Raw genomic sequence first — 13011 nt, 5'->3', positions numbered from 1 at the left:
CGTCCCGATCGGTAAGGCCCTCGCGAAGCCGGGCAGCGCGCCGCCCCTCTCGCGCGCCTCCTGCCGCGCGATCCGCCCCGGGCTGCTCAGCCCGGGTCCACGTCCTCCCGGTCACGGCCCCGGCGCGTGGTCCTCAGCAGGACGAACGCGCCCAGCACCACCAGCACGGCCAGCCCGCCCCAGATCCATCCGGGAACGCCCGCCGAAGACGCGGGCTGCTGCCCGGCCACCACGGATGCGTCCGTCCCGTCGGCCGCTCCCGTGGCGGAACCGCTGGCAGGAGCGCCGGTGGTGGGGGTGGTGGTGGGGGCGGCGGACTGGCCGTCCGCCGGCGCGGTCTGCTCGCCCGAAGGCGACGCCGTCGAGGAGGATCCGCGCACGCCGAAGGGGATCTCCCCCTCGATGGGATGCCCGTCCGAGGAGACGACGCGCCAGGCGAGCACGTACGAGCCCGGCGGGAGAGGCTGCGGCACGTCGGCGAGGACGAGGGGGCCGTCCAGCCGGGGCTCGCCGAGGCCGATCTCCTTGCCCGCCGCGTCGTGGAGCACGACGAACGGGAACTTCACGCTGGCGGTGAATTCGAGTTCGATCTCCTTGGGCGAAGACACCTGGGCGTTCTTCGCGGGCGAGCTGCTCTTGAGCGAGTCGTGGGCCAAGGCGGGCGAGGCCGGAAATATCAGGAAAAGGGCGCAGGCGAACGCCGCCAGCGCGGCCTTGCGAATGTGTCGCGGCGGGAATGTCATGCTGGTCTCCAGAGATCATCCGGACGACCGCGCCCACGGCGCCGCCGTCCGGGCACAGGCAAGGGCGGGGAGGTGCGTCAGTGACGCGCCATCGCCGGTGGTCCTCGCCTGCTGATCGTCCCCGGTACGGCCCTGCCCGAGCAGGCGGCGGCGCCGTACGCCATCGACCGCCCGTCCCGCCCCGCCGTTCCCGCGCCGTCCGGTGCCGGGGCGGGGACGAGCAGGCGTACGAGCGAGCCCACGAGAGGCCCCACGGCCGGGCACTCCGTGCCGCACAAGCGGATCATGGTCCACAACGCGCGCTCGCCCCGATGCAGCCACCACGCCGTCAGCGCCGCGACCGTGAGATGGGCCAGCGCCATGCTGAACGAGGGGTGCCCGCTCGGCGAAGTCCCGTGAAGAAGGTGGCCGGGGTCTGGCTGCGGTCCGAAAGGACCAGGGAAGTGGGTCCGCGCGGGCGCGAGCCGTTCGAAGAGCAGGTGCAGCAGCGTCTGGGTGCCCACGGTGACGGCCAGCACGGCCGCAGGGCCCCGCTCGCGCCCGTCGATCAGGTACGCCAGCGCGAACGCGGCGAGCGTCCCGGCCAGGTAGGCCCCGAACGGCACCGCTCCCCCGCCGGCCAGCGCGTGCCCACCGGCCGACACCGCCCCGCACACGGTCGCGAACACCACGGCCCGCGCCAGCCGCAACCCCGCTCCCCCGGCAGCGGCCCCGATAACGCCCCCGGCAGTGCCCGGGAGAGGTGTCACGTCCGCGAAGGCCACCCCGCCGAAAGCCCTCCCGCCCGAAGGCGCGCCACCGGACGCGGCGCGGGCGAAGGGCCCGGAGAGGGACGGAGTGGGCACAGCCGACATCTTTCCACAGAGTTCGTCAGGACCCGGAGGTTCGAAACGCCCGCGTGGGGGCAGCCGATTCGGATGGACATCGTCACGAACTCCGGCGAGGACCTGGAGCGCGTGGTCCGTCAGGAGCTCGCCGAGGCCGGCTTCACTGTCGAACCGTCTTTAATGTCCGCCGACGGCGGGCTCGGCATCTGGCACGATCCGGCGCGCGGAGTGGTCATCGTCTGGGGCGCCTCGGCGGAGCAGCTGGTCAAGTACGCCACGATCCGCGCGGCGGTTCAGCTGGCGCTGCGGACCGTGCTGACCGACGCCGGGCATCAGGTCCGCCAGGACGACAACGGCATGGAGCTGATCGTCACGTCCTGACGCCACCCGGCGGCCGGCCCGCCTCGTGCGAAGCGTCACATCCTGGCCTCGCGCAGCGGCCGGCCCACCTCGTGCAGGTGGCGCAGCGCCTGCGTCCATGACTCCACCAGCCCGCATTCGACGTAGTCGACGCCGAGCGAGGCGCAGTAGTCGCGCACGATCGGCTGCGCCTTGCGCAGGTTGGCGGTGGGCATGCTGGGGAACAGGTGGTGCTCGATCTGGAAGTTGAGCCCGCCGAGCGCGGTGTTGACCAGCCGCCCGCCGCGCACGTTGCGCGAGGTGAGCACCTGGCGGCGGAGGAAGTCCAGCTCGTCCTCGGCGGTGAGCACGGGCATGCCCTTGTGGTTGGGCGCGAAGGTGCAGCCGAGGTAGACGCCGTAACACGCCTGGTGGACGACCAGGAAGAGCAGCGCCTTGGGCAGCGGCAGCACCAGGAACACCGCACCCAGGTAGGCCAGCACGTGCGCGCTCAGCAGCAGCCCCTCGGTGCCCCTGCCCTTGAGCGACCTGCGGCGCAGCGCGCGGAAGCTGGAGAGCTTGAGGTTGAGCCCTTCGAGGGTGAGCAGGGGGAAGAACAGCCAGGCCTGGTGCCGGCCGATGAAGCGCGGCAGCCCCCGGCTCTCCTCGGCCTGCTTCTCGGACCAGATGAGGATGTCGGGGGCGACGTCGGGGTCGTGGTCCTCGTGGTTGGGGTTGGCGTGGTGGCGGGTGTGCTTGTCCATCCACCAGCCGTAGCTGAGGCCGACGGCCAGGTTGCCGACAAACAGCCCGGCGATCCTGGCGACACGCCGCGACCGCGCGATCTGCCCGTGCGCCAGGTCGTGGGCGAGCAGGGTGACCTGCGCGAACGCCACCGCCAGCAGCACCGCGACGGGCAGCTGCCACCAGGAGTCGCCGACGACGGCGAACAGCGTCCAGGTGCCCGCGAACAGGGCGGCGACCAGGCCGATCCGGACCGCGTAGTAACCGGGCCGTTTGTCGAGCAGCCCTTCCTGGGCGATGCGCCGCGACAGCCGCGCGAAGTCGCTTCCCCGCCGTTGTCCCGGGGCCGGGCGGGAGGTCTCTGCCACAGTCACGTACGTCTCCGATGCCGAGGAGGGGAATGGTCCTCCTAGCATCGCCAGGGACAGGGGGCTCGCGGACCCCCGCTGTCACCCGGTTTCACGGTAGTGCCCGCCCTACCATGGGCGTCCCCGCCGCCTGGGGGATCGGGACCGCCTCACGCCCTCAGCGTCGGCGCCGGGCGGCCCCACCTGGTGGGGAATGGCGGGCGGCGGGGACACCGGCTCGGCACGTCCGCACGGGTCCCTCGCCCGGCCCTGCGCGGCTCACGCGGCGCCCGTCCGGTCCCGTGCGGCTTCCGCTGCCGGTCCCGCACGGCTCACCCGGCCGGTACCAGGTGGGCCGTGGCCGCGGACTCGCCGTGGACGTGCAGGTCGGGGCGGAAGGCCGCGAGGTAGGCGGCCCGGTCGCGGAAGGTGGAGGCGAGGGCGTCGCCGTAGTCGATGAGCTCCCTGTGGGCCTGCCTGCGCGGCTCGTAGCGGGCGCCGAGCAGCCGGTCGAGCAGGTCGTGGTCGCCGCCGGCCGCGCAGATGACGTCGGCCAGGATCTCGGCGTCGTGCAGGGTGTAGCTCATGCCCATGCCCGTCATCGGGTGGCAGGCGAACGCGGCCGAGCCGAGCAGGGCGGCGTTGCCCTTGTGGTAGGACTCCACCCGCAGCGAGGAGACCTTGATGCGCTGCCAGGTGGCGGGCAGCAGGAAGTTGAAGGCGTCGGAGCTCTCGGTGACGAACTTCTTCAGCTCGTCCAGCAGCACCGGGATGCCGTCCTGGAAGATCTCCTTGTCCGCCTCAGGCGGCAGGCCGACGAACACCCTGGCCTGGTCCCTGTTGATCGGGTACAGGTAGGTCATCCAGCCTTCCGAGCTGAAGTAGAGCCGGTTGAGCTGGGCGACGCTGGCGCTCAGCGGCACGGTGGCCACCCGCATGAGCAGCCGTTCGTACGGCATGGTGAGCTGTTCGATGCCGAGCGCGCGGCGGATCGCGGACTTGGTGCCGTCGGCGCCGATGACGACGTCGGCGCGCAGCCGCCGGCCGTCGGAGAGCGTCAGCTCCTCCACGTGGTCCCCGTCCGTGGCGATGTCGTCGATGCTGACGTCGAACCGGAACTCGACGCCCTCCATCGCGCAGGAGGTGTAGATGAGCTCGACCAGCTCACGGTACGGGCGGATGAGGAAGCCGCCGTCGGGGAAGTGGCAGTCCTGGATGGGGTCGCCGTCGTGGTAGTAGCGGACGAGGTCGCGTCTGAGTCCGTGGCGTCCGACGAGGTCCGCCAGCCCGTGCCGGGCCAGCACCCGCAGTCCAGGCGGCTTGAGGAAGTCGGCCCCCGCGCTGGGGACCGAGGGTCCCTGTTCGATGACGACGACGTTGCGGCCGCGGCGGCCCAGGAGTAATGCCAGGAAACAGCCGCCGAGACCGGCGCCGACGATGGCTACGTCGCAGGATGTGGTTGCCATGACGGGGAGCCCTTTCGAATGGTTGAACTAGTGCGTGTGCCCGCGCGTGCCGGCGAGCGGGCCTGGTTCGGCCGCCCTGGGACGCGGGACAGGGTCCGGGTAGTGATCCGGGTTCGGGCCCGGATAGGGGGGTGCGGACGGAGCACGGGTCTCGACCGGCAGCAGCGCGTCGGCCTCCGCCGCGACGGTGGCGAGGGTCATGCGCAGTTCGAGCAGCATCCGGCGCGGCACCTTGATCATCACGTCACCCGGGTCCGGCCGGAGCCGGGTGATCTTGGTCAGGGCCAGTGCCCCGATCAGCACCGAGATGGCCACGCACAGCGCGAGCGCGCCGGCCAGGCCCGCGTAAGGCCCGGTCATGAACGGGTGGTCGATCACGACCGACACGACGGCGACGCCGACGGCCCCGCCGACCATCCGGGCCATGGTGGCCGCGCCGACGGCGGAGGCGTACTGGTGCGGGTGGGCGGCCAGGGTGGTCGCGACGGAGGTGCCGGGGGCGAGCGCGCCGACCCCGATGCCGACCACGACGCTGGCGATCAGGCCCCACACGGTGGGTCCCGCCTGGACCAGCACGAGCACGCACGCGCCGCCGCAGAGCAGGGATCCGGCGTAGATGAGCCCGTACGCGCCGATGCGCTTGACCATGCGCCCGGCCAGGAAGCTCGTGACGACGACGGCGACCGATGTGGGGGTCAGCCACATGGCCACTTCGAGCATCGGGTAGCCGAGGTGGAGCAGGTAGAGGGGCTGCACGGTCAGCAGCCCGTACGACAGCGCGCCGAACCCCCAGGTGGCCAGCCAGCCCCAGACGAACTTGGGCCGCCGCCACAGGGCCAGGTCGATGGCCGGCAGGCGGTGGTGCCTGGCCTGCGCGAGCGCGCCGCCCAGCAGGGCCAGCGCGGCCAGCGCCAGCCACACCACGTCCATGCCCCAGGCCATGGCCTTGGAGATGGCCAGCACGATCACGGCGATGCCGGCGGCCAGCAGCCACGCGCCGAGCACGTCGGGAACGCCCTTGGCGGTGTTGCGCCGGCCCGAGGGCAGTCCGGCGCAGGCGATGAGGAGGGCGACGCCGATGACGACGTCGGGGACGAACAGGGACCGCCAGCCGACGGTGGCGGCCAGCCAGCCGCCGCCCGCCTGCATGAGCAGGCAGCCGAGCCCGGAGGCGGAGCTCCACAGCGCGATGGCGCCGCGCCGCTGCGATTCCGGCAGTTCCCCGAGCAGCAGCCCGAGACTGGCCGGGATCATCGCCGCGGCTCCCGCGCCCTGCACGGCCCGTGCGGCCAGCACGTACGACCAGGGTTCCACGGTGACGGTGGCGATCCCGCCGAGCACGAACACGACGAGCCCGACCGCCAGCACGCGGCGGCGGCCGAACAGGTCGGCCCAGCGGCCCGCGGTCGCCAGCAGTGCCGCGATCGGGATGAACGCCGCGCTGGTCAGCCAGACCAGGTCGCCGAGCGGCATCCCGGCGCCGGCGGGCGTGTATCGGAGCACGCCCACTGCCAGGGTGGTGGCCGTGGTGTCGGCCATCACCGTCAACATGACACCCGCACCGACCAGGCGCAGCATCACTCCGTGACGCCGGTTCACGCCGGGCGTGCCCGTCCCCCTGCTGGCCGTTGGTGACGAACGCACGTGGTTCCTCCTATGTGAGCGTCGATCGTTCTCCGCCGCGGGCGCACTCCGGCGGGTGCCGGCGGCGGAGCCGGACGTGATGTCTCGTGCTGTCTGTGGCGAGTGCTCAGGCGCCGTACCGGCCGGGCGACAAGAGGCCGTCCGGGTCGAGCGCGGTCTTGAGCCGGTGGAGCATGCCGAGTCCGGCGGTGCTGGTCTCCGACCAGACGTCGGCGGCGGCGTGGTCGATGTCGGAGCGGTAGATGGCGCAGCCGTTCCCGCGCAGCAGGCAGTTGCCGTCGTTGCGGAGCTGGTGCGCGCGGTAGGCGGCGTCGGGGGTGCCGCGGTCGAAGAAGATCTGGATGACGCCGTTGGCCAGGTGCTCGCTGACCATGTTCCACTCGACCATGAGGGCGGTGGTGTGGGCGTCCACGGCCGTCTGGAGCGCCGCCAGGATGTGCTCGGTCCTTCTCTCGTGCATCGGCATGACCGGCAGCAGGGCCAGGAAGCCCATCGCGCCCTCGTCGATCTGGTCGCAGGAGGTGACGCCGAGCGCGGCGTGCACGCCCCGGCAGGTGGGAATGCCCTGCGCCATGAGCGCCCTGGGGTAGAGCGGGTCGTCGGGGGCCACCTCGGCCGCGTCCACCACGCGCAGGGCCTCGGCGCCCTCGACCTCGATGAGCGCCTTGCGCAGCAGCTCCTCCGCCAGTTCGACGGTGGCGTCGCTGCCCATGAGCGGGCCGAGGACGGTGAACAGGCCGGGGTCCACGCCGGGCGGCAGCGCCCAGTCGCCGTGGCCGGGGACGAGGGACAGCTCGCGTACGCGCAGCAGCCCGTCGGCCGGGTTGCCGCTGCGCAGGAAGCCGGTGACGGCGCCGACCGCCGCGCCGACCTGGTCGCGCGGCATCCGGCCGTGCACAAGCCCGATGGTCTGCGGGCGCGGCACGAGCGAGACGGCCATCGCGGTGACGATGCCCAGGTTGTGCTGGACGAACGCGGACGTCAGGTCAGGCCCGGCGACCCGGCCGTGGTAGCGGCCGGCAGGGTCGAGCCCGCCGGTGGTGACCACGCTGCCGTCGGCCAGCACGGCCTCCAGGCCGGCCACGTCGTGCACGCGGGAGCGGACGCACCCGTCGCCGCGGTCGAGTGCGTTGCCGATCACAGAGGTGTCGGCGCACGAAGCGGTGACGTTCAGCATCCACGGGGTGTCGCGCAGGACGGCGGCGAGCTGCCGCTGGGTGACGCCCGGCTCGATGACCGCGTAGCCGGCCTCCAGGTCGAGGCTGCGCACCCGGTTCATGCCGCCGAGGTCGACGACGAGGTTGTCGTCGGTGACCGGCATGCCGGAGCCCATGCCCCAGTTCCTGCCGGTGCTGATGGGATAGAGACGGAGCTTGGCCGCGGTGGCCCGCCGGACGAGCGCGCGTACCTCGTCGAGGGTGCGCGGTGATTCGACGCCCGCCACGGAGCGCGGCTGGTGGCCCCCGACGTCACGCGACCTCAGCTCCGGTCGCGACAGATCCTGCATGACTCTCCTTGAATGGTGCGGTCCATTTCTCCGGCTCCCCGGCGAGGGAGCCACTGGGGGCACACGTCAGGCGGTGTGCGTGAGCAGGTCGTCGATGGAGCCGATGGCCTGGTTCGACATCTCTCTGATGTCACGCAGCCGCTGCTCGACGAAGACGTCGGCCTCGCCGTACGGGTCGGCGGGCGGGCTGACGGGCGGGACGCTCTCGGGGAAGGCGGGGAAGTCGAGGCTGCCGCGCGGCGGGGTCTGCGCGGGCACGTCGTGCAGTCCGTACGGGTGCCGCCGGACGTGGTCGGTGTGCTCGCGCCGGGAGCGGGCGGGCAGGTGCGGGGGGGTTCGCATGACGGGAGCTCTCCTACCGGATTCGTATGGGGTTTTCCGGGCGACCGCTCGCCGTTGAGCGGGTCGAGGTCAGCGTGCGCCCTCCTCGATGCCGGGGTGTCCGGCCCGTGGAGTGACGGCCGCGGGGGTCGCCCGCGGCACGCCGTGGTTGATGACGCTCGCGGCGATGCGGCGCTCCGCCAGCCCCATGTGGGGTCGGCCGGCACCGGGGGTGCTCGGCCTGGGAGTGGCCGAGCCGCGGATCATGGAGCTGGCGTGCACCCATCGGCGCGTCTCCGCCAGCACCTCTCGCTGCGCGCGGACCAGGTCCGCGTGCCGCGCGTAGTGTTCGCAGACGGCCCGCGCCAGCACCCGTGCCATGACGAGGTGCTCTTCGCAGGCACCCGCGACCTTCGCCTCCAGGCCGGCGACCTGGGCGAGGAGCAGTTGCAGGTGCGGCAGGCCCGAGCTGCGCTCGAAGCCCTTGAGCTCGGCCAGCCGCTCGGGCCAGCGCAGCCGCCGCTCGATGGCGGCGCACACGTCCGCGACGAGCCGCGCGGCCGGCTCCTCGTCGGGGTCGTGCCCGTCCAGTTGCACGGCCCGCTGGGCCGTGGGTTCGAAGTCGGCGAGCCGGCGCAGCCCGCTCTGCAGCAGGCGTACCCGGTTGTGCAGGCACGCGGCGCTCCAGCCGAGTACCAGCAGGCGGTCCGCGTCCGCCTCGCAGTGCCAGCCGACCAGCGCCACTTCACGAGCCATCTGGTGGTGCAGCACCCATGACTCGTGTCCGGCCGGCGGTACCGGGGTGTCGATCCACACCTGGAGGCCGCCGGGGGGCAGCTCCGCCACGCCGATGTCCATGCCGTCGGGCGCGACCCTGGCGCAGATCCGCTGCACGACCCGCTGCTGTGCCGCCGTCTCCGGCGACATCGGCACCGGGCCCGGCAGCACGCGCTCCTGGGCCACTCTCGCCCTTGGCTCGATGCTCATCTGGGGCCACCTCCTGACCCGCACGGTCTCTCGACCTACGTAAATTGACACTTAATAGTGCCGCTCTGATCGTCGTAAGACACCGGTTTTCTGTCAACTGGCACTTTACGTAGCCGGATTTGGGGCCAGGTTTATCCGGCCCCCGTTGCGGGGAGGCGGCGCGTTCTCGCAGGTGAATGCCGTGTCGTCGCAGGTGGATGATCTAAAGTCCGTACGGTGCGGTGAACCGTGGACGACAGCCGAGGAGTGAGCCGGTGCCGATCTGTAAAGTCATGGTCGCGGCCGTGACCGTGGCCGCCGGGCTGCCTCCGCATCCCGGCCCGGTGCAGGCCGGGGCCGGTTACTGCGTGCTACCCGATCACTCCCTGCGGTCCCCTGCGGCGGAGCCTTACCTGATCGATACTGCTTCCTTCCTAGACTGGATTCATCCCAATCCGCCGCCCGCCGAGCGCGAGCCGACCTCCTCAGAACGGCTCGACTTCGCCGGGTTCCCCAACGTCTCGGCGCTCGACGTCACCGATTCCGACGGCGGCCCCGCGCTCAAGGTGATCTCGACCTTCACCACCAACGTGGACAAGGTCGTCACCCTGACCAGTTCGGCGGCGGTCTCGGAGGACGGTGGCGTCACCTTCGGCCCGTCGGGCGCCACGCCGCTGCGCGAGTCCCCGGTCGAGCTGCACGACGGCCGGTTCTTCGCCACGGAGTACTACCTGGAGCGAACCGGCCCGCACACGGCCCGGCTGGGGGTACTCACCTCGTCCGTGCTGGACGACGGGGAGAGCTGGCTGCGCTCGGAGGCGCTGCTGTCCACGCCCGGCGAGCTGCTGCCCGGCGGGGCCGCGCACGGGGCGCCGATCCAGCTCGCCGACGGGACGATCCTGATCACGGCGTACGCCCAATACGCCGAGACGGGGACGTACCAGGCCGAGGTGTACGCCAGCGGCGACGGCGGCGTCACCTTCGAGCGGCGCGGCGTGATCGCCGGGCCCGAGCCCGGGTTCGTCTACAACGAGGCGGCGATCGAGCAGGCGATGGACGGCAGCCTGGTGGCCGTGCTGCGCCGCGACGGCGGGCAATACTCGACGCTGCACCAGAGCCGCTCCACCGACGAAGGCCGCACCTGGTCGCCGGTGCGCGAGCTGCGCTTTTCCGGCCTGGACTGCGTGGTGCGCGGGGTCGCCCCGCGGCTGCTGCTGACCCCCGGAGGCGTCCTCGTGCTGAGCGCGGGGCGGCCGGACAACTGGCTGGCCGTCTCCCCCGACGGGCTCGGGGACGAGTGGCGGGAGCCGGTGGTGACCTACCACAACCGCGACGGCATCTGGGACGCGCACGGCTCGTCCGGCTACACCGGCCTGGCCGCCGTGGGGCCGCACCGGCTGATCCAGGTGTTCGACAACTGCAAGCTGCCGGGGGTGCGGCCGAACGGGCTGCTCGACGAGACGGCCTGCCCCCTGCACGATCGTTTCGAGCACGGCGGCTGGTACGCGATCAAGCGCCTGCTGTTCAGCGTGGCCACTCCGGGCGCGGCCGGCGGCACCCGGATCGACCTGGGCGAGCTGTACCGGCGGGGCGCGGTGCGGGTCTCGACCGATATGCGCTGGTCGAGCCCGTACCGGCCGCGGACCGGTCCTGGGGGCGCGCTCGACGGCAGCACCGGCTACTGGTCGAGCGCCGTCGGCAAGGGGCGCGGACGTTACGTGCTGCACCTGGACCGGCCGTACCGGCTGAGCCGCATCGGCCTCAGCCTGCGTCCCGGGCATCCGGCCGGGGCGCGCGTGTACGTGTCGGGGGACGGGCGGGAGTGGGGCGAACCCGTCGTCACGATCAAGGACAGGACCGATCACGCCCTGCGTTACGACGACCTCGGGGGGCGCACGGCCCAGCACGTCAAGATCGTCGTCGAGCCCGCGGCGGACTGCGACCCGGAGATCGGCCGCTCGTGCACCATGCTGAACGAGGTCGAGCTGTACTCAAGGTGATTTCCGGTCGTCACCGCCGGTGATTCCGGTCACCGGCGGGGCCGGCGGACACGGTCCCACGCGGCGCCCGCGTTCATCGGGGCCCGCTCGCCGTCATCGCAGCCGATCGGACGGACTTTCGACGCGGACACGCCTTCCACGCAGACACGCTTGCCGCGCGGACACGCCCTCCGCGCGGACACGCCTTCCGCGCGGACGCCGGGGAGTGACGGCACCAGCGATGCCGTCACTCCCCGCGGCGCTTCTCCGCGCGCGGCCCCGGCCGGCGCGGCCGGTGGACCTCGGCCGGCCCGCCTCGAACCGGCGCGGCCGGTGGTCTCACCGCTCCGGCGGCAGGTTCCTGTCGCGGCGGCCGGAGCCGGTGCTGTCGTTCCTGGTCTCCTCGTCGATCTCCAGGCGCTCCTTGCGGACCTGGCCCTCGACGGTCTCCTCGTGCTGGACGTCCTGCTTGTGCACGTGCACGCGCTCGACCGGCCTGGTCTCCTTGCCGACGACCGGACGCTCCTCGTGCAGGATCATCTCCCGGTCTTCCTCGCCGATCTCGAACGTCCCCGCCGTCTCGCCCTCGCGGATGACCTCGCGCTCGATGACGACCTCCTCGTGCGAGAGCGGGATCGTCTCGCGGACGACTTCGGTGTCCACGTACTTGTGCAGGTGGACGCGGCCGGACTCCCGGCTCTCCTTCCCGATGTGGATCCGCTCCTCCGACCGGATCATGTCGATGTCCCGCTCGTCGCGCAGACCGCCGGACGTCTCCCTGCCGGTCGTTCCGGGCATCGCAGCACCCATCGCACCACCGGTCAGTCCGCTGCTCATCTCGCCGGACGTTCCGCCGCCCATTTCGCCGGACGTTCCGCGAGGCATGTCGCCGGTCGTCTCGCCGGCCAGTCCCGCTCGCCGTTCCGCGCTCTCCCCCGTGATCGGTTCCCTGGTACGGGTCTCGCCGGGACGCTGGCGCGGTATGTCCGACGGGTGCATGCCGTAGTAGCGGTAGAGGTCGGCCTCCTCGTTCAGCGACAGGCGGCCGTCCACGTCGATGTTCGGCGCGCCTTTGATCATCTCCTTGTCGAAGGGGACCCGGATCTCCTCACCCGAGCGGCGGGCGTTGGCCAGAGGCACGAACGTCTGCTTCATCCCGAAGAACCCCGTGCGTACGGTCACCCACTCCGGCTCGCCTGTCCGATCGTTCAGGTAGACCTGGCCTACCTTGCCGATCGACTGTCCGTCCGAACCCACCACGTGGCAGTCGAGCAGGTTACGGATCTCTGTTTGCATAGCCACGTCGATCCCCCCGATGTTTCTCTCGTGGTTCAAAAGGGACAAATACCCTAAATCGCCACATATTCACACAAGGGAAGGTCAGTTTTGGCCCTACTCCGGGCGACCGGGCCGGTTCACGGTCACCCGGCCCGGATCACCTACCCCGACCCGGTTCACCACCACCCGGCCCGGTTCACTACCACCCGGCCCGGCCTGCCGTCAGCCGACCCGGCCCGCCGTCACCCGGGCGGCGTTCAGTTGCTCTGAGCCTTGCGCAGCGCGGACAGATGCTGCCGCAACGACGGGGCGGCCGTCTTGGCCAGCGCCACCACCGCCGGCGACGAGCCCTTGGTGATCTCCTTCTGGGTGGCCGCCAGCGCCTGCTTGTGCGCCTTGACCATGCCCGACAGGAAGTCCTGGTCGAAGTCCTCACCCATGGCTTCTTCCAGGCGGTTCAGCTCCTTGTGCTGGCCCGCGTCCGGCGAACTGGGCAGCCGCACGCCCAGCCGCGTCGCCGCCTGGGTGACCTTGCGGTCGAGCTGGTTGTGATCCTCGATCAGCATCCTGCCGATGGACTTGACCTGCTTGGTGGTGCCCTTGTTCCTGGCCAGCCCGCCGGCCTGGACCTCGGCCAGGTTCCCCTGATGGATGGCGCCCAGCCAGGCCTTGTCCTGCTCGGACGGGGGCGCGACGGTGGGGGTTGCCACCGCCGCATAGTTCTGCGCCGTGTCACCGGCGCAACCGGGCAGGGCGGCCAGGGCCGCGACGGCCAGGGACAGGGTGAGGCGAGTACGCATGAGGATTCCTCTGACCAGGTGAAATGACTCTGATACGGAGAGTAACCACC

Annotated in this window: 12 protein-coding genes; 2 read left to right on the top strand and 10 right to left on the bottom strand. The window is 71.8% G+C overall.

Annotated elements, in window-relative coordinates:
- Window positions 1–86 precede the first annotated feature (86 nt).
- Entirely contained in the window at window positions 87–743 is a 657-nt protein-coding gene (locus tag AB0C28_RS07325; protein ID WP_358073366.1) for a copper resistance protein CopC, read from the bottom strand.
- Window positions 744–820: 77 nt separating this feature from the next.
- Window positions 821–1432, bottom strand: a complete 612-nt coding sequence (locus tag AB0C28_RS07320) for a hypothetical protein (protein WP_358073365.1) — start codon at window positions 1430–1432, stop codon at window positions 821–823.
- A gap of 228 nt (window positions 1433–1660) precedes the next feature.
- On the opposite strand from AB0C28_RS07320, the gene AB0C28_RS07315 reads away from it, so the two are divergent.
- Complete coding sequence (locus AB0C28_RS07315; protein WP_357841729.1) at window positions 1661–1951, top strand: hypothetical protein; 291 nt, start codon at window positions 1661–1663, stop codon at window positions 1949–1951.
- Window positions 1952–1986: 35 nt separating this feature from the next.
- On the opposite strand, the gene AB0C28_RS07310 is transcribed toward AB0C28_RS07315, so the two are convergent.
- From AB0C28_RS07310 to AB0C28_RS07285, 6 genes are all read right to left on the bottom strand, one after another.
- On the bottom strand, window positions 1987–3027 hold the full coding sequence (locus tag AB0C28_RS07310; RefSeq protein ID WP_358073364.1) for an acyl-CoA desaturase: 1041 nt from the start codon (window positions 3025–3027) through the stop codon (window positions 1987–1989).
- A 305-nt stretch (window positions 3028–3332) separates the two neighbouring features.
- Window positions 3333–4466, bottom strand: a complete 1134-nt coding sequence (locus AB0C28_RS07305; RefSeq protein WP_357841722.1) for an FAD-dependent monooxygenase — start codon at window positions 4464–4466, stop codon at window positions 3333–3335.
- A 27-nt stretch (window positions 4467–4493) separates the two neighbouring features.
- Window positions 4494–6110, bottom strand: coding sequence for an MFS transporter (locus AB0C28_RS07300; protein ID WP_357841719.1), 1617 nt, complete (start codon window positions 6108–6110; stop codon window positions 4494–4496).
- A gap of 106 nt (window positions 6111–6216) precedes the next feature.
- Window positions 6217–7617 carry an FAD-binding oxidoreductase gene (locus AB0C28_RS07295; protein ID WP_357841716.1) on the bottom strand — a complete coding sequence of 467 codons (1401 nt, stop codon included), beginning with the start codon at window positions 7615–7617 and terminating at the stop codon, window positions 6217–6219.
- Between the two features lie 66 nt (window positions 7618–7683).
- On the bottom strand, window positions 7684–7959 hold the full coding sequence (locus tag AB0C28_RS07290; protein ID WP_357841713.1) for a hypothetical protein: 276 nt from the start codon (window positions 7957–7959) through the stop codon (window positions 7684–7686).
- A gap of 69 nt (window positions 7960–8028) precedes the next feature.
- A complete protein-coding gene (locus tag AB0C28_RS07285; protein ID WP_357841710.1) occupies window positions 8029–8925 on the bottom strand; it encodes a hypothetical protein in 897 nt (298 codons plus the stop codon).
- Window positions 8926–9179: 254 nt separating this feature from the next.
- On the opposite strand from AB0C28_RS07285, the gene AB0C28_RS07280 reads away from it, so the two are divergent.
- Window positions 9180–10904 (top strand): exo-alpha-sialidase, encoded by a 1725-nt coding sequence (locus AB0C28_RS07280; protein WP_358073363.1) that lies wholly within the window; start codon window positions 9180–9182, stop codon window positions 10902–10904.
- Between the two features lie 318 nt (window positions 10905–11222).
- On the opposite strand, the gene AB0C28_RS07275 is transcribed toward AB0C28_RS07280, so the two are convergent.
- On the bottom strand, window positions 11223–12179 hold the full coding sequence (locus tag AB0C28_RS07275; protein ID WP_358073591.1) for a PRC and DUF2382 domain-containing protein: 957 nt from the start codon (window positions 12177–12179) through the stop codon (window positions 11223–11225).
- Between the two features lie 239 nt (window positions 12180–12418).
- Window positions 12419–12961, bottom strand: coding sequence for a DUF4142 domain-containing protein (locus tag AB0C28_RS07270; RefSeq protein WP_357841704.1), 543 nt, complete (start codon window positions 12959–12961; stop codon window positions 12419–12421).
- Between the last annotated feature and the right edge of the window lie 50 nt (window positions 12962–13011).

Origin of the sequence: Nonomuraea sp. NPDC048892, assembly GCF_040649735.1 — a bacterium.
Classification (GTDB): Bacteria; Actinomycetota; Actinomycetes; order Streptosporangiales; family Streptosporangiaceae; genus Nonomuraea; species Nonomuraea maheshkhaliensis.
The sequence above is the reverse complement of the archived record's forward strand: the minus strand, read 5'-3'. Positions and strand labels throughout refer to the sequence as shown.

Excerpts from the sequence above, each read along its gene's own strand:
- AB0C28_RS07315 (WP_357841729.1), top strand. The coding sequence starts at position 1,661 with ATGGACATCGTCACGAACTCCGGCGAGGACCTGGAGCGCGTGGTCCGT.
- AB0C28_RS07325 (WP_358073366.1), bottom strand. The coding sequence starts at position 743 with ATGACATTCCCGCCGCGACACATTCGCAAGGCCGCGCTGGCGGCGTTC.
- AB0C28_RS07285 (WP_357841710.1), bottom strand. The coding sequence starts at position 8,925 with ATGAGCATCGAGCCAAGGGCGAGAGTGGCCCAGGAGCGCGTGCTGCCG.
- AB0C28_RS07275 (WP_358073591.1), bottom strand. The coding sequence starts at position 12,179 with ATGCAAACAGAGATCCGTAACCTGCTCGACTGCCACGTGGTGGGTTCG.
- AB0C28_RS07290 (WP_357841713.1), bottom strand. The coding sequence starts at position 7,959 with ATGCGAACCCCCCCGCACCTGCCCGCCCGCTCCCGGCGCGAGCACACC.
- AB0C28_RS07295 (WP_357841716.1), bottom strand. The coding sequence starts at position 7,617 with ATGCAGGATCTGTCGCGACCGGAGCTGAGGTCGCGTGACGTCGGGGGC.
- AB0C28_RS07270 (WP_357841704.1), bottom strand. The coding sequence starts at position 12,961 with ATGCGTACTCGCCTCACCCTGTCCCTGGCCGTCGCGGCCCTGGCCGCC.
- AB0C28_RS07305 (WP_357841722.1), bottom strand. The coding sequence starts at position 4,466 with ATGGCAACCACATCCTGCGACGTAGCCATCGTCGGCGCCGGTCTCGGC.